The sequence below is a fragment of the Kitasatospora sp. NPDC059795 genome (genome assembly GCF_042732175.1).
Classification (GTDB): domain Bacteria; phylum Actinomycetota; class Actinomycetes; order Streptomycetales; family Streptomycetaceae; genus Kitasatospora.
In genome coordinates, this window is record NZ_JBHWID010000001.1 from 543,288 (window position 1) to 558,708 (window position 15,421).

At 70.1% G+C, this 15,421-nt stretch carries 14 protein-coding genes; 9 read left to right on the forward strand and 5 right to left on the reverse strand.

Annotated elements, in window-relative coordinates; all coding sequences use genetic code 11:
* Positions 1-422: 422 nt before the first annotated feature.
* On the reverse strand, positions 423-1,784 hold the full coding sequence (locus ACFV4P_RS02555; protein WP_380466478.1) for a transcriptional regulator: 1,362 nt from the start codon (positions 1,782-1,784) through the stop codon (positions 423-425).
* Between the two features lie 412 nt (positions 1,785-2,196).
* Between ACFV4P_RS02555 and ACFV4P_RS02560 the strand changes: the two genes are divergently transcribed.
* The 4 genes from ACFV4P_RS02560 (at position 2,197) to ACFV4P_RS02575 (ending at position 6,532) form a co-directional block, all read left to right on the forward strand.
* Positions 2,197-3,348 (forward strand): aminotransferase class III-fold pyridoxal phosphate-dependent enzyme, encoded by a 1,152-nt coding sequence (locus tag ACFV4P_RS02560; RefSeq protein ID WP_380466480.1) that lies wholly within the window; start codon positions 2,197-2,199, stop codon positions 3,346-3,348.
* Between the two features lie 64 nt (positions 3,349-3,412).
* Positions 3,413-4,654 (forward strand): hypothetical protein, encoded by a 1,242-nt coding sequence (locus ACFV4P_RS02565; RefSeq protein ID WP_380466482.1) that lies wholly within the window; start codon positions 3,413-3,415, stop codon positions 4,652-4,654.
* Positions 4,648-5,112 (forward strand): GNAT family N-acetyltransferase, encoded by a 465-nt coding sequence (locus tag ACFV4P_RS02570; protein ID WP_380466484.1) that lies wholly within the window; start codon positions 4,648-4,650, stop codon positions 5,110-5,112. Before ACFV4P_RS02565 ends, ACFV4P_RS02570 begins: the two co-directional genes overlap by 7 nt.
* A 97-nt stretch (positions 5,113-5,209) precedes the next feature.
* A complete protein-coding gene (locus tag ACFV4P_RS02575) occupies positions 5,210-6,532 on the forward strand; it encodes a UDP-glucose dehydrogenase family protein (protein WP_380466486.1) in 1,323 nt (440 codons plus the stop codon).
* A 172-nt stretch (positions 6,533-6,704) separates the two neighbouring features.
* Here ACFV4P_RS02575 and ACFV4P_RS02580 read toward each other — a convergent pair whose 3' ends face one another.
* A complete protein-coding gene (locus tag ACFV4P_RS02580) occupies positions 6,705-7,061 on the reverse strand; it encodes a hypothetical protein (RefSeq protein ID WP_380466488.1) in 357 nt (118 codons plus the stop codon).
* Between the two features lie 314 nt (positions 7,062-7,375).
* Positions 7,376-8,290: a hypothetical protein gene (locus ACFV4P_RS02585; protein WP_380466489.1), complete on the reverse strand. Its 915-nt coding sequence runs from the start codon at positions 8,288-8,290 to the stop codon at positions 7,376-7,378.
* 272 nt (positions 8,291-8,562) lie between these two features.
* On the opposite strand from ACFV4P_RS02585, the gene ACFV4P_RS02590 reads away from it, so the two are divergent.
* The 4 genes from ACFV4P_RS02590 to ACFV4P_RS02605 all read left to right on the forward strand — a co-directional run bounded on the left by ACFV4P_RS02590 (position 8,563) and on the right by ACFV4P_RS02605 (position 13,018).
* Entirely contained in the window at positions 8,563-9,111 is a 549-nt protein-coding gene (locus tag ACFV4P_RS02590) for a hypothetical protein (RefSeq protein WP_380466491.1), read from the forward strand.
* The gene (locus ACFV4P_RS02595) at positions 9,108-10,643 is read left to right on the forward strand and encodes a terminase large subunit domain-containing protein (protein WP_380466493.1); all 1,536 of its coding nucleotides are present in this window, start codon (positions 9,108-9,110) and stop codon (positions 10,641-10,643) included. Before ACFV4P_RS02590 ends, ACFV4P_RS02595 begins: the two co-directional genes overlap by 4 nt.
* 179 nt (positions 10,644-10,822) lie before the next feature.
* The gene (locus tag ACFV4P_RS02600; protein WP_380466495.1) at positions 10,823-12,058 is read left to right on the forward strand and encodes a hypothetical protein; all 1,236 of its coding nucleotides are present in this window, start codon (positions 10,823-10,825) and stop codon (positions 12,056-12,058) included.
* A 168-nt stretch (positions 12,059-12,226) separates the two neighbouring features.
* Positions 12,227-13,018, forward strand: coding sequence for an IS5 family transposase (locus ACFV4P_RS02605; protein WP_380466497.1), 792 nt, complete (start codon positions 12,227-12,229; stop codon positions 13,016-13,018).
* Here the strand turns inward: ACFV4P_RS02605 and ACFV4P_RS02610 are convergent.
* Positions 12,975-13,520 carry a hypothetical protein gene (locus ACFV4P_RS02610; RefSeq protein ID WP_380466499.1) on the reverse strand — a complete coding sequence of 182 codons (546 nt, stop codon included), beginning with the start codon at positions 13,518-13,520 and terminating at the stop codon, positions 12,975-12,977. The two genes, ACFV4P_RS02605 and ACFV4P_RS02610, sit on opposite strands and share 44 nt — an antisense overlap.
* 176 nt (positions 13,521-13,696) lie before the next feature.
* Between ACFV4P_RS02610 and ACFV4P_RS02615 the strand changes: the two genes are divergently transcribed.
* Entirely contained in the window at positions 13,697-14,563 is an 867-nt protein-coding gene (locus ACFV4P_RS02615) for a hypothetical protein (protein WP_380466501.1), read from the forward strand.
* Between the two features lie 4 nt (positions 14,564-14,567).
* On the opposite strand, the gene ACFV4P_RS02620 is transcribed toward ACFV4P_RS02615, so the two are convergent.
* Entirely contained in the window at positions 14,568-15,218 is a 651-nt protein-coding gene (locus ACFV4P_RS02620) for a hypothetical protein (RefSeq protein WP_380466502.1), read from the reverse strand.
* Between the last annotated feature and the right edge of the window lie 203 nt (positions 15,219-15,421).

Below are 15,421 nucleotides of genomic sequence, written 5' to 3' on the forward strand. Positions count from 1 at the left end.
TAGCCTTTTTAATTGTTAGTCGCGCGGCGCTGGCGCTATTAATTCTATGCCCTATTGTTCTTTTTGGAGGGGGCTGGGGGTGCGCCGCCCGCTGCCCCCCCCCCCCCCACAACCCCACCCGAACGGTGAGTCGCGGCCTCGACACGAAACGCTACCCCGCTCGCTCCGGCGCGCAGCGCCAAACAGCCCCTCGTGCAAACGCGGGCAAAAGACAGTCGTTTATGCCAGGTTTGCTCAACATTTGCCGTCGGTGCCCGGCTTGCCCCGGAGTGCACGCGGGCTACCCCGCGTGCGGCCATCCGTCCGCCCCACCCCGGCTGCCGCGCGCCGCAGCGGACGATCTCCATGACGGTGTTCCGGTTGCCGCTACAGGGGTGCGCGGTGGGAAAGTGCATCAGCTCCTGGGCAGCGGCCTTGGGCGTTCAGGCTGCGTAGTCGAGGAAGTCGCGGACGGCGGGGATGTGTTGGTGGCCGGCGAGGTGTCGGCGGAGGTCTTTGAGGGTGTTGGTGGCGCGGGCGGAGTCGATGCCGCCCATGGTGGTGATGACCTGGTGGCCGATGTCGAGTGTGGCGTCGATGTCGCCGAGTGCGAGGTGGGCTTCGGCTTGGCGGGCGAGGTAGATGACGGTTCCGCGGGTTTCGCGTTGGGTGTCGTACGGGTCGTCGTCGCGGTGGAGGGCGGCGTCGAAGTGGGCCAGTGCCCGCCGGGGTTCGCCGAGGCTGAGGGCGGAGCTGGCGGCGACCTGGTGGAGCTCGCCGTGGTTGATCCAGTACATCGACGGCAGGTCTAACTGTGGGGTGTCGGCTCGGCTGTAGGCGTCGAAGGCGGCGTCGATGTGGTGCCAGGTGGCGGTGGACTCGCCAGCTTTGGAGTGGGCGCGGGCTGCGCGGGCGTGGAGCATGGCCAGTACGCGGGGTGAGGAGATCTTGTGGCGGTCGGCGAGGGCACCGTCGATGAGGTGGAGTGCGCCGTGGGGGTCGGCGGCGTTGTAGCGGAGGTTGGCCCAGAATGCGAGGGTGACCGCTCCTATCGTCGGATCGCCGGCGGAGGCGGCGGCGCGCAGGGAGGTGACGAAGTGCCGTTCGGCGGCTGCGTGGTGGCTGTGGTCGTACGCGCACCAGCCAGCCAGTCGGGATGCCTCCGCTGCGGCGGCGAACAGGCGCCGCCCAGTGTCCTCGGTGTAGGAGGCGTTCTTCAGGAGGTCGGTGATCAGGCGCAGTTCGAGGGCGGCCGCGTCGTAGACCTGGCTGGCGCCGATGGTGTCGTCGAGGTGGCGCAGCGCGTCGAGGCGTGCGTCGAAGAGGTTGGCGGCCTCGGTGCCGACCCGTCGGCCGCGGTCGGTGACCGCGAGGGCGGGTTGGGCGCGGGTCCACTGTGCGAAGGCCGCGGCCAGGGTGCTGGTGGAAGCGATCAGGAATCCGCGCCGGTCCACTGGACCTCCCACGTCTGTCAGTGAGTTGACGGTACCCGCCACGGTCCACGGTGATTCCAGGACGAGGCGGTCGTCGTCGAAGGCCTGGAGGAGGAAGCCGGGCCAGCCGTAGCGGTCGACGTCGGCGAAGCCGATGCCGTGCAGGCTGGCGATCGCTAACAGGGCGGTCCTTTCCGGGGTGACGTCCTTTCGCGTCCAGCGGGTGACTTTCTCCCGGCGCCGGGCCATCGTGCCGAAGCCGAGGGCCTGGTGGCGGTCGGCGACGCGCTTGAGGTAGGCGGCTGCGGTCAGGCCGTGCCGGGCCATCAGCGTGCTGAGCGGGTGGGGCTCGACAGCGTCGGCGGTGATCACAGGTGGTCTACCTCTTCCGGGAAGCAACGGCCCAGTCTCCGTGCCAATGCGGGTGGTTGGGAAGGCGGTTCGGGGTGGGAGGCAACAGGAGGCAACAGGGAGGCAACCGGAAGCAACACGTGGGCTCTTCTCCTGGTCGGGGCTGTGGCCCGACGTTTGGCGTCACCCCGCCCGGTGATGGGCGGGCCGCCCATGTGCGCGGGCTGGTGCCGGTGTCTGTCGCCGGCGTGTCCGCTGCGCGGTAAGTGGGCGTAGCCAGAAGGGAGTTCTCCGTGGACCGTTACGTGGAGCGTCGCGGCCGGCTGCTGACGTCGGCCCGGCCCATGCCCGACTTCGATGTCGTGGCCGCCGACGGGCCGTGGCTGCTGCGTTCCGACGGCAGCCGGATCTTCGACGGGTCGAGCGGGCTGCTGTGCGCGAACGTCGGCAGTCCAGCGAGCGGGTCTTCGCCCGGATCGAGCGGCAGTTCCCGAAGTACACGTTCGGGGGCGCGGCCGTCGTCCGCCCCACTGTCCAGCTGGAACTGGTGGACCGTCTGTGCGAGGCGGTCGGCCGGCCGGACGACTCGGTCTCGCTGGTCACCTGCGGCACGCTCGGCGTCGAGGTCGCCGTCGGCCTGGCACGCGGCATCGTGCGGGCGCGCGGCGGCAAGCGCGGCGCCGCCGTGTTGACGTCCGACCTCAGTTACCACGGGATGAGCGCGCTCACGCTGGCGCTCGCCGGCAACCACGCCCGTCGGCCGCGCCCGGAGGACGCGCTCGGCCTCGGGCCGGGCTTCCCCGCGCCGTACCCGCCGACCCATTCCCACGGCGGGGCCGGGTGTGACGCGTCCTGCGCGGAGGAGGTGGCGAAGGCGATCGACGCCCGGGGCGCGGAGTTCGTCGCCGCGGTCCTGATCGAGCCGGTCAACGGCACCACGGGCGGCGCGTACGTTCCGCCGGCCGGGTACCTGCGCCGGGTCGGCGAGATCTGCCGGGAACGCGGGGTGCTGGTCATCCACGACGAGGTGCTGACCGGCCTGTGGCGTACCGGTGAGCCGCTGGCCAGCCGGCACTGGGACGGCTGCGAGCCGGACATCGTGATCCTGTCCAAGGGCCTGGGCGCCGGGTACACGCCGGTGGCCGCGGTGATGGTGTCGCCCGAGCTCGCGCCACTGCTCCGGTCCGCCGACGCGGACCCGCTGCCCGCGATGGGCACCATGGCCGCGCACCCGCTCATGGCGGCGGCCTGCCTCGGCGTGCTGGACGAGTTGGAGGCCATCGACCACCAGGCGCTGCGGACGCGCGGCGACACGCTCGGCGCGGCCTTGCGGTCCATGGCCGGCCTGCCCGGCGTGCGGGAGGTGCGGGGCCTGGGCCACCTGTACGGGGTGGAGCTCGCGCCCGGCCTGTTGTGGCCGGTGCTGCGGCAGGCTGAGCAGCGCGGGGTGTTCTTCTACCCGTTCACCGGGGCGGGGGAGCCGCGCAGCGAGGGCCTGGTCGTCGCGCCGCCGCTGATCTCCACCAACGAGGACCTCGACTTCCTGGCCGCCGCGCTGCGCGGCGCGATCGACGCCTGCTGCTGAACCCCGGGCGGCCGGGTCGGCCGCGGACCTTTACCTGTGTGAATGAGCCGAGGAGGCAAACCCCGTGTTGCTGCTGCCCCATGTCGTGATCGACTCCCTGACGCCCGAACAGTCCGCCGTGTGGCGCGAGCACTTCTCCCCGGAGGCCGGCGGCCGTGACCCGGGCGTCGAGGAGGGCATCTGGCGGCGTACCCAGGACCCGCGCAACGCCGAGCAGTCCGGGTGGAGCCAGGACGAGAACGGCCGGCGCCGTGTCGTCCACTACCGGCTCCACTACGGCATCGACCAGAGCCGCCCGACCGACCGCCTCGTGCTGAACGAGCTGTACCTGTACGTGTCGTGGCTGGCCCCCGTCGATGAGATCGCCGCTCACCGCAGCGAGGTGGAGAAGTGGCTGATCGAGAGCCGCTGGAAGTTCGCTGGCGAGGACGGGTCCTGGCGGCGCGGCGACCTGCGGGTGGTGATCGCCGAGTACGACGTCCACCCGCAGGACGAGCGGGCCGACCGGGACACCCCGCCGGGGTTCCGCTCGATCGACGTGGTGATCCGGTCCGCCGACTACCACCTGCCCAGGGCCTCCCGAAACGTCCCCTGGGACGTGCTGGCCGGCGGGATGCGCGTCAAGGAGGAACGCGGAACCCCCGAGTACGCCGACGACCTGTCCGGCCTGCTGAACCACCTGCCGTTCATCGTCGAGGCCGGGTGCGGCACGTCGATCGAGGCCGGCGTTCCGCCCCTGCACCACCTGCACGAGGTCTACCGGGTCACCGCCCGCCAGAGCAACGAACTCACCCAGGCCTTCCCGTTCACCCTCGCCCCGGCCCAGGACATCCTGGTGAAGGAGATGCTGACCGACACCGAGCGCAAGGTCGACGACATGGCCGGCATGTTCCGGCGCCTGCTGGAGGCCGAACCGACCCAGGCACACCGGACCCTGAAGGCCCTCCACGATGCCGGGCACGCGGTCGGCGCCGTGGCCACGCACAACTTCGACCGGCTCTTCGCCCGCGCCGGCCTGCCGGAGGCGTTCATGCGCCGGTACGACCAGCGCACGCCCCACATGGACTACCCGCCCCACGCCAAGGCGCTGCTGGTGATCGGCCTGCACGCCGACCGGCGCGCGGTGCAGGCGCGGGCCCGCGCGCTGGGCCTGAAGGTCTTCTACCTGGACACCGAGGGCGTCACCGAGGGCGGCGTCCACAAGGAGTACCTGATCGAGGGCGCGAGGGGCGGCGACGTGATCGTGCGTTCCGAAGCGATCCCGGCCCTGCGGCACCTGGCCGAACTCCTGAACGTCGAGTGCTGACCGCCCGCCGGGCCACCGCCTCCGACGCCGGCGAACTCGCCCGACTCGGGGCAGCACTCGCCGGCGAAAGCGGAGAGTGGACCGGCCGCCTGGCCCGTTTCTTCCACGACCACGTCGAATCGGACCGCGTCGCCGCGTTCGTTATCGACCGCCCCGACGGCGGACTGGCCGCCTGCGCCTGCGCCACCATCACCCACTCGGTGCCCGGCCCGGACCACTGCGGCACCTACGCCCACATCCACACCGTGTACACGGACCCCCAGTACCGGCGCCGCGGGCACGCCCGGGCCACGGTGACGACCCTGGTGGACTGGCTCACCCGGCAGGGCTGCGGCCTGGTGACCCTCAACGCCACCGACGATGGCGCTCCGCTCTACCGCGACCTGGGATTCACCCCCAACGAGCGGGCGATGCGCCTGATCCAACTCCCCTGTATCGGACGGCTGTTCGGCGAATAGCCTGGGGCCGGACCCGGCCCGGGTCCGGCCCCTCAGCCTGTAGCGTCGGAGGCGCACCGAGCAGCGGTGCGCCCTCCGGCAGACAAGGAACTCCTCCATGCGCGTCTCCGTGATCGGCTGCGGTCACCTGGGAATCCCGCACGCCGCGGCGATGGCCGAACTCGGCCACGAAGTCATCGGCGTGGACGTGGACCGGGACAAGGTCGCCCGGCTGAACGCCGGCGAGTGCCCGATCTACGAGCCCGGCCTGCCCGAACTCCTGGCCGCCCACACCAGCAGCGGCCGCCTGCGGTTCACCACCGACATCACGGAAGCCGCCGCGTTCGCCGAACTGCACTTCATCGGCGTCGGAACCCCGATCGACGCCGACGGCCGCAGCTACGACAACAGCCAGGTCTTCGGCGCCGTCCGCCAGCTCGCGCCCCACCTCGACCGGCCGTGCACCATCGTCGGCAAGTCGACCGTCACCGTCGGCACCACCGCCGAGGTCACCGCCCTCGCGCAGCGCATCGCGCCGGCCGGCGCGGATGTGGCGGTCGTGTGGAACCCGGAGTTCCTGCGTGAGGGCCACGCTGTCGAGGACACCCTGCGTCCGGACCGGATCATCGCCGGCGTCGTCAACACCGAGGGCGAGAAGGCGATCCGTGCGGTGTACGCCGGCATCCTGGACACCGGTGTTCCGATCTTCGTCACCGACCCCGCGACCGCCGAGCTGGCGAAGGGCGCGGCGAACACCTTCCTTGGCCTCAAGATCTCCTACATCAACGGCGTCGCGGACATGTGCGAGAAGGCCGGCGGCGACGTCGCCAAGATCGTGGAGATCCTGGGCGTCGACCCGCGGATCGGCGCGGGCAGCATGCGGCCCGGCATCGGCTACGGCGGCGGCTGCCTGCCCAAGGACGTCCGCGCGTTCACCGCCTCCGCCAAGCAGCTCGGCGCGGACACCGCTGTGGACCTGCTCCTCGCCGCCGAGCGGATCAACGAATCCCGCACCGGCACCGCCATGGACCTAATCGTCGACGCCCTCGGTGACCGGCCCCTGCGCGGGGCCCGGGTCGCCGTGCTGGGTGCCGCGTTCAAGCCGAACACCAGCGACGTCCGCGAGTCCCCCGCGCTCGCGCTCGCACAGGCCCTGCGCCGGGCCGGGTGCGTCGTCACGGTGCACGACCCCCAGGCTGTGGCCAACGCCGCCGCCCGCAACCCCGAACTCGACTTCACCGACGACCTGCCGGGCGCGCTGGGCGGCGCCGAACTGGTCGTCCTGGCCACCGAGTGGCCCGACTACCAGCAGGCCGACCCGCAGGCGTTGGCAGGCCATCCCGCCAACGCCGTGCTGGTCGACTGCCGCACGACGTTGAACCCCGAGCCGTGGCGCGCAGCGGGCTGGATCGTGCGCCAGCTCGGCCGCCCCGGCAAGTAGCCCGGGGATCGCTTACTGCCGATGCCTCGGTGCCCGCACGTCGGGGTGAGCGTCCCAACGTGGGGGGCTGGCTGGCAACACCCCGCGAGGTGATCAACGGCGGGCCAGGGACGGCGGCGCTCTTGCGGTTCTGCCGTCGACCACTGGCCATGCCGCTCCGCGAAGCCGGCAGTCAGGGCTTCCGGTTGCGGGGCCGGCTTCCGGCCCCGCCCCTGCGCCGAGGGGTGAGAAGCGCCGACGTGGGGACGCTCGCGGGCAGCTGGGCGGCGCGGAGGGTGTGCCGGTCCTTCACCCGGCGCAGCTCACCTGCGCGGCTGCGCCGACCGGGACGGGCGAGGTGGCGTACCGGCGCGGCAGGCCGGACTGCCCGCTGCACGGCTTTGGGATGGTCGGTCGGCAGCTGTGGATCGGTCCGGGTGGATGCCCGCTGCGCGAGCGCCTGCCGGGCCAGATCGGCGAGGGCGCCGAGGAAGACCACGAGCGCCTTTACGACGAGTTTGTCGGTAAGCAGTTCCAGGACGTGTTGCACGGTACTCCCCCAGTGTGGGTTGGGCAGGTCCCGCCTTGGCGGCGGTGATGTGACGGCGTGTCCGGCCCGCGGCCGGCAGGGCGGCACATCGAGGGTGTGCCGGTCGGACGCCTCGGCAGGCAGTGGCCGGGACGCCTATCGAGATGGCAGCGACGCTTCTAACCTGCGGTGGGATGCGGTTTCCGCAGGTGGGAGTGCTCGGACATACTGGGGGTTGCTCCTGTTCACGAGAGGACGGCGAGCGAGAGCCGCGCACGGCGTGGGTGCCTTGCGCAGCTGAAACACGCTGGTGTCGGGGGTGGCGACCCCCGACATCAGCTCTTGCTGGACCTGAACTCCTGGTCCGGGTCGGGCCACAGGACCTCGATGTCGAGGCTGGCGCACAGGTCGAGCAGGTCTTCGTAGGGCTCTGACGGCAGGACAATTCCGATCGAGGCATCACCGCCGTGCCTCCAGCGGAGCTCCATCAACTGGCCGATGGCTTCCCGGACTGCAGACCGGGAAGCGGAGCCCTTAGCCTCGTAGATGGTGTTGGTGGTGCTGTCGACTAGGTCGGCAACAACGAATCCGCCGCCCTGTACGGGGAACCTGTGATGGCCCGCGATAGCGTGGCCGAGGGAGTTCAGATAGGCCGCCAACCGGGAGATGAGTCCGACCTCACGGCGGGTATGCCTCTTCTCCGGGAGGTTGGCGGGCGCGTACGGCAAGCGGGACTGGTGGAGGAGTTGGGCCGCGGCGCTCTCCAGCGGCGTCAGGCGTTCCACCGTGACGGCGGTCGACGTTGAGAGCGCGGCGGTCGCTCCCGTCGGACGCAGGCGGAAGTCGATGACACGGCGCGGCTCGCCCCGCCGGCTGGGCCGGTCGAGGAAGGTGTACGGCTCTTCGGAGTCCAGCTCGAACTCCCCGATGTAGCGATACCGGCGGAGGAAGGCCGCGTGGTCGGGCGCGCCTACGTCCTGGAAGAGACGCAGAGCGCGGCCATCTTCCTTGTGGTGAAGGACGGCCTTGTTGCCTTGGGTGAACTGCTGGTCGCCCTCCAGTCCCTCGCCTTCGAAGTGGAGGGCTCCGTCGGAGCTGAACCCCAGGGGGGTCATCCCCGGGCGGTGCTGGGCGAACAGGAGGATGTTCGGCCCGTGCGTGGGGGAGATCCCGCCCTGGAGTCGGCCGCCGAGTTGTGCGTGGATCTCCTGGCGGGTCATCTCGTCGCCCGGTCGAATTGATTCATTCATTCTCGCCACCTCCTTGCGGGATCGGCACTTCTTCCATGGTGGGGCCACGCTACCTGGACGCGGGAACTTAGGTCAAGTTCGAGGCTAAGTTTGGCACTGGGTGTGATCTAAGTGGTCGCGCCAGATCCAGCGCAGCGGCGTGGTGGCTGATTCCCGGAAGGCCGGGAAATTCGCGTGATCCAGGTCACGGTGAGGTTGGGCTGCCTCGTCTGGGCGGGACGATGCGAGACCATGGGATATGGCGCGGGGTGCACCATGAAGGATCTGCGCCCATGCCCCGCCCCACCCGGGCCCAGCGCGCCGCTATCGCCCAGCGGCGGGCGGACGCCGTCGAACTGCGCCTTGCCGGCGCCGACCCGTTGACCATCGGCCGGAAGCTCGCTGCCGACCCGGCCCTGAACTCGGATAGGGCCGCGTACCCGTGCGGGTACGGGCACGAGCTGTACGCCAAGGGCCGCCCCGCGCCGGACGAAGAGACCCTGGTCCGGTCCGTGAACCGGGACATCGCGGAGGCCCTGGAGCAGCGGACTGCCGCGTCGCAGGCCGACGTGGAGGCGCTGCGGGCGCTGGAGGACGCCCGCCTGGACCGGCTGTTCCTCGTCGCGTACCGGCGGGCGGTGCGCGACGGTGAGCTGCCGGCGATCGACCGGGCGCTGCGGATCATGGAGCGCCGGGCGCGCCTGCGCGGTCTGGACCGGCCGTTGCGTACGGAGATCAGCGGGCAGGACGGCGGCCCGATCGAGGTCGCCGACGCGACCGCCGACGAGTTGGCGACGCTGATCGCGCTGACCGACCCGGCCGCCGAGCGGGGCGGGCAGTGAGCGGCGTCGACGGCATGGTCGAGCAGTACCGGGCACTGCCAGCGGAACGGCGCCGGGAGATCGCCGCCCAGGCATCGCCAGCTCTGCGCACGCGGTTGGCTGCGGTGGAGCGGGACTTGGCGATGCGTCACTCACCCGGGTCGCTGGCCGCGCTGCTCACCGACGGGCGGGAGATGCAGGCCGCGCACCTGGACCTGATCGACCAGGCGTTCCAGCGGATCGCCGCGGGGGAGTCGATCCGGCTGCTGCTGACGATGCCGCCCCGGCACGGAAAGTCCCGGCGGGCCGCCCGGTGGGCGCCGCTGTGGTACCTGCTCCAGCGACCGGACCACCGGGTCATGATCGCGTCGTACTCGTCGGACCTGGCGGACGATCACGGCAGGTGGATCAGGGATGCGATCACCGAGTGGGGCGAGCAGTTCGGGCTGCGCCTGCACCCGGGGTCGAAGGCGGCGAACCGGTTCGACGTCCTCGGACGGGAGGGTGGCCTGTTCGCGGCCGGCGTCGGCGGCGGCCTGACCGGCAAGGGCGCGAACCTCGCGATCATCGACGACCCGATCAAGGACGCCGCGGACGCCCAATCGCCCACGATGCGGCGGAGGTTGTGGGAGTGGTGGCAGGCCGTACTCCTCACCCGCGTCGAGCCGGGCGGCAGCGTGATCGTCATCCAGACCCGCTGGGACGAGGACGACCTTGCGGGGCGGATCCTCACCGGGGAGACCGCCTCCGACTGGATCATTATCGACCTGCCCGCGCTCGCCGACAGCGAGGACGACGCGCTCGGCCGGAAGGTCGGCGAGCCGCTGTGGCCGGCCCGGTACGGGCGCAAGGCCTTGGCGGCGATCCGGCGCGCCGTCGGCGAGCGGGTGTGGTGGAGCCTGTTCCAGCAGAAGCCCCGCCCGGTCGAAGGCGGCGTGTGGAACCGCGAGTGGATCGACGCGTCCCGGATCACCCCCGTGCAGTTCGGCGGCTTGGAGATGGCCCGGATCGTCGTCGCCGTCGACCCGTCCGGCGGCGACTCCGCGGTCAACGACGAGACCGGCATCATCGGCCTCGCGGCAGGGTTCGACGATCACCTGTACGTGTTGGCCGACGAGTCCGGCACGCTCGGCCCCAACGACTGGGGGCTGCGGGCCTGCAAGCTGGCGCTGGACCTGCGGGCCGACGCGATCGTGGTGGAGAGCAACTACGGCGGTGCGATGGCCAAACAGATCGTTCGCCAGGCGTGGGAGCAGCTGGAGCGGGAGGGGAAGACCCGTAGCGTGCTGATGCCGATGCTGCTGGAGGTGACGGCGAAGGTCGGCAAACGGCTCAGGGCCGAGCCGGTGGCGCAGCTGTACGAGCAGCAGCGCGTCCACCACGTCGGTCACTTCCCCGAGTTGGAGGGGCAGATGGTGACGTGGGTGGCGACGATGGACTCCCCGGACCGGATGGACGCCGCAGTCCACGGCCTCACCGAGCTGGCGGGTGGCGTCCAGGCCGACGCCCTCGGGCAGGGTGTGGACGACGGCCGCCTGCGCGGCCGGCGGTAGGTCGTACGGCGACGCGATGACCTGGCTGGGGAGGATCCTCGGCTTTCGCCCAGTGTCGGCTCGGGCTGAGGCTGAATCTTGGTCAGTGTCGGGCTATGCAGTCAGAGAAGCGGAGCTATTCCGAGTCGCGGTTCGCCAATTCGCTGCGCGAAGCAGTGGGCAGAGGCTAGAACAGCGCCATGACGACCGAGCCCAGTCCCACTACACCCCGTTGGCCGCACTGCGGGGACGGAGCTTCCGCAGCCGATCCGGTGGGCTGCCAGGGCATCCGAATCAACTCTGGTTCCCGGTGCCTGCAACACGCTCCAATCGGAGACCAAACCGCGTACCTGGCCGCCCTCTCGCCTGGCAGCGAACTAGACCTTCGCGGTACAACTATCGATGATCTTCTTCTGACCGCCCTGCTGGCCGCCTGTGTCGACCCTGCCACTGGACATGCCCGACTTGGCGCTGCTTGCTTCGATTCCGCTACCTTCAACGGCAACACCCTATTTGAGTCCGTTGCTTTTGACGGCACCGCACGGTTCGATTCCACTATCTTCAATGGCTATACCGGGTTCGACTCGGCCATCTTCAATGGCCACGCTTGGTTCGGTTCAGCTACCTTCAATGGCACTGTCAAGTTCATCTCTGCAACCTTCAACGGCTCAGCCGGGTTCGATCACGCTGCCTTCAACAGTAGCTACGTTGAGTTCGATTCAGCCACCTTCAACGGTGAAACGCAGTTCGCATTCGCTACCTTCAAGGGTCAAGCCGGATTTGGATCTGCGACCTTCAATGGAAAGGCCAAGTTCCAGTCTGCGGCTTTCAACTACGCCGGGTTCGCATCCGCTACCTTCGCGCGGTTGGCCCGGTTCGTCTCCGCCACCTTCGATGGCACCGCCCAATTCCATGGTGCCACCTTCGGAGGTATGGCTAGGTTTGAGTTCGTAACCTTCAATGATGTCGCTCAGTTTGAGGACGCCAATTTCGATCATGCCTCCTTTGGGTCTGCGACATTCAAGCGCGCTGCCCAGTTCGGCAAAGCCGCCTTCGATGAGGCCAGTTTTGACTCCGCCGCTTTCGGTGATGTCGCCCTGTTCGAGTCCGCGACCTTTCGTAGCGATGTCTCGTTCGACTCTGCACGATTCGATGGCCTGCAACACCTAGGTCCTATGCTTTGCTTGGGTCGAGCAGCGTTCGACAAGGCGCAGTTCACAGGACCTCAAGTAGCAATCGAGGTGGCCGCCCGGGAAGCATCCTTCAGTCGTTCCACCTTTGTCGGATCGGTAGTGATGCGGCTGCGCTACGCGTATGTGCAACTGGCGCGCCTAAGTGGCTGTTGTCGTACCGATGTTGAGGGGCACCGATCGAACGGAGGTCTCGATCGGGTGAGTGCAGCCGCCGCCGTGCATGAAAGCAGGGCCTCTTGGTAGCTCGGAGGGTGTCTACGCCAAGGAGCTGTCCAGGAGGCCCTGTTGTCGCAGTTCTACGCCATCGCGGGGGCAGGGTCCACTTCGGCCACCCTCGCGTGTGACTGCCTCGCTCACCGGTTCGGCAATGCCGCCGACCACGGGACGCGCGAGCGCCGATACCCGTCGGACATGTCCGACGCGGAGTGGGCGGTGGTGCGTCCGCTGCTGCCGGTGCCGGCCTGGCTGCGCGGGCGGGGCGGTCAGCCGGAGGCGTACTGCCACCGCGCGATGTTGGACGCGATCCGCTACCTCGTCGACAACGGAACGAAGTGGCGGGCGATGCCGGTCGACTTCCCGCCGTGGGACCGGGTCTACGCCTTCTTCCGCCGCTGGCGCGACCTCGGTCTGGTCCGCGAGTTCCACGACCGGCTCCGCCGCACGGTTCGCGAGCAGGCCGGGCGGGACCCGGAACCGAGCGCGGGCGTGATCGACTCCCAGTCCGTCAAGGCGGACGCCGTCGTCGGCCGTGACAGCCGCGGCTTCGACGGCGGCAAGCTGATCAACGGCCGCAAACGGCACGTCGTGGTCGACACCCTCGGCCTGCTGCTCGCGGTGATGGTCACCTCGGCGGACATCGGCGACCGCGCCGCCGCCCGTGCGCTGCTCGCCCGGGTCGCCGCCGCGCACCACCGGCTGGCCCTGGTCTGGGCCGACGGCGGCTACACCGGCAGCCTCGTCGGGCACTGCCTCGCCGTCTTCGCCCTGGTCCTCGCCATCGTCAAGCGCGGCGACGGCATGCGCGGCTTCGTCGTGCTTCCCAAGCGTTGGATCGTGGAGCGGTTCTTCGCCCACCTGATGCGAAGCCGCCGCCTCGCGCGGGACTTCGAAAGGTCCACAGGCAGCGCCGAGGCGGTGGTCCACTGGTCGGCGACGATGCTCATGACCCGGCGCCTTGCCAGGCCACGGCCTTCGCGAGCGTGAACCGGCCCGGCGCCGGCTCGGCCAGCCACCCGCGCGCTGTCAGCCGCTTCGCCTTCGACCGCAACGCCTCGATCTTCGCGGGCACCGGATCCAGACCGAAGCAGCCGGCCATCTCCTGGCAGGTCAGCGGCCCCTGGCCGAGCCGGCCCCGGTCCGCGAGAACCCGCACGATGCGTTGATAGTCCGCCGACAGCGCCGACCGGGCCAGGCCCGCACGCCATATCGGCACCACCGACTTCGGCTTCGCCGCCTCCGAAGATGCGGGCAGCACGGGCGGTTCACCGCGATCCGACGGCTCCTCGGCGGCGTCCGGACCGACCGCGTCGCCTTCGCCCAGGGACAGCACCTCGCCGACGCGCGAACGGGCGATGACCCACTCGTTCCACTCCCGCTCGGCAATGGCCAACTCGGCCTGGATCCGGTCGGCTTCCTCCCGCAGCTCCTCCACACGACGGCGAGCGGTCAGCTCGCGCTGTTCCAGCAGCCCCACGACCGACGGCATCCCCGACCTCCACCAGAGCGACGACTCGACGCCTCACCACTCTCCGAAACCGCCGACCCCATGCATGAACAGCGGAAACTCAGCCCTCAAGCCCGGAAAGACAACAGCCACTAACACTGGGCGGGCCGAGCGCAATCCAGGCGAGACCGGTGCCCTTTGCCGTGGTTGGTGGTCAGTTGTCCGAGGAGATCCTCCCTACTGTCGCGCGTTCGGCGGGTGTTAAGCTCCTGTCTCTGGACGGCGTCGATGCGGCCCAACTGGTCCTTACCGACGTTGATCTGTCGCTATGTCAGTTCACCGGTGCGTTCCATCTGGATCAGATCCAGATCGGGTTCGGATGCGTCTTCGCTGGGCCCCCGCCGGGCTGGCGCTGGACGGGTCTGCTACCCGCACGATGGTCGGCTCGCAAGGTACTTGCCGAGGAACGGTACTGGCGGGCGCAGGCGGGCGGCACGGGGTGGCTGGGGGGCCCGTATCACGTCTCGCCTGAGCTGGAGGCTGGGCCAGAGGACCTGGCCGGGGCGTACCAGCAGCTGCGGAAGGCGTTCGAGGAAGCAGGGAACGAGCCGGACGCGGCGGACTTCTACTACGGCGAGATGGAGATGCGCCGTCACGACCGTTCGCGGCCGCGGGCGGAGCGGCGGTTGCTGTGGCTGTACTGGCTGGCATCGGGGTACGGGCTGCGGGCTTCGCGGGCGCTGTCGTGGCTGGTGGCGGCGATGGGGGTGACGTTGCTGGCGCTGATGCTTCTCGGGCTGCCGAACGACAGCCCGGACCCGCAGACCACCGGCACCTACTCGGCCGGCACGGTGAAGACGGTGACGAAGACCCCCGACCCGTCCCTGACCCTGTCGTGGCGCAAGCGGCTGACCGTGGGCCGGGCGGAGAAGGGCGCGCTGGTGGTGGTGAACTCGGTGGTGTTCCGCTCCAGCGGCCAGAACCTCACCCTGCCCGGCACCGCGATCGAGATGGCGTCCCGGATCGGCGAGCCCGTCCTCCTCGGTCTCGCCGCGCTCGCCGTCCGCTCCCGCGTCAAACGCTGACCGCCTACCGGGTCGCGGCAGTGAAGTCCCTGATCACTTCGGTGGCGGGTTCCCACGTCCGCTGCTCGGTGTCGAGGGCGTGGGGCCAGTGCCCGGTGGGGTTGGTGGTGAGCCGCTGTGGACGGTTGCTGCCGGGGACGGCGAAGGCGAGTGCGGCGACGGTGCGCAGGTCGACGTGGGAGCCGCGGGCCCGTCCGGCGTCGTGGACGACCCGGGACATGGCGGGTCGTCCGCTGCGGGCGATCTCCCGGATCGTGGCGCGGGCGGTCACCTCGTGGGTTGGGCCCCGCTTGGTCAGCGAGCCGATGATCGTGCCGATGCTCGGGCCGCCGGCAAGATGGGCTTCACCTCCGGGTGCGGTCGGCGTCAGTGCCGCGTGGACGGCGAGGGCCGTGGCCAACGCGTTGTCCTGGGCAGCGAGTTGCAGGGGGTGTATGTCGCCGGTGGCCGGGGGAAGCGGCAGCTCGGCTTCGACGGCGACTTCGTAGAGGACGTGCGGCGTGGTGACGATCCGCAGCCAGGCTCCCGGACGGCGGCCGCCCGGCGGGGCCGACCAGCCTCGCGCCCGGTCCAGCCACACGCCGTGCGCCGGCGGCCGTCCAGCGAGGTGCTCGCAGAGGTCGTTCAGGTACGACTTGTCGAGGAGGCCGCTCATCAAAGTCCTTCCACATATTGGGAGTTGAAGGGTGGTGGTTGGCGGCCGGGCGGCTCCGTACCCTCCTCAGGGCTCGGGGCCCGGCTCGTAGAATCGGGCATCTCGCTCCGGCCGCCCGCCCACCCGGGGTTCCGGGTGGACGGAGAGGCGGCCGGACGCGGCACCGTTCCCGCGCCGGGACTCAAGGCCCGGGGTTGATCTTC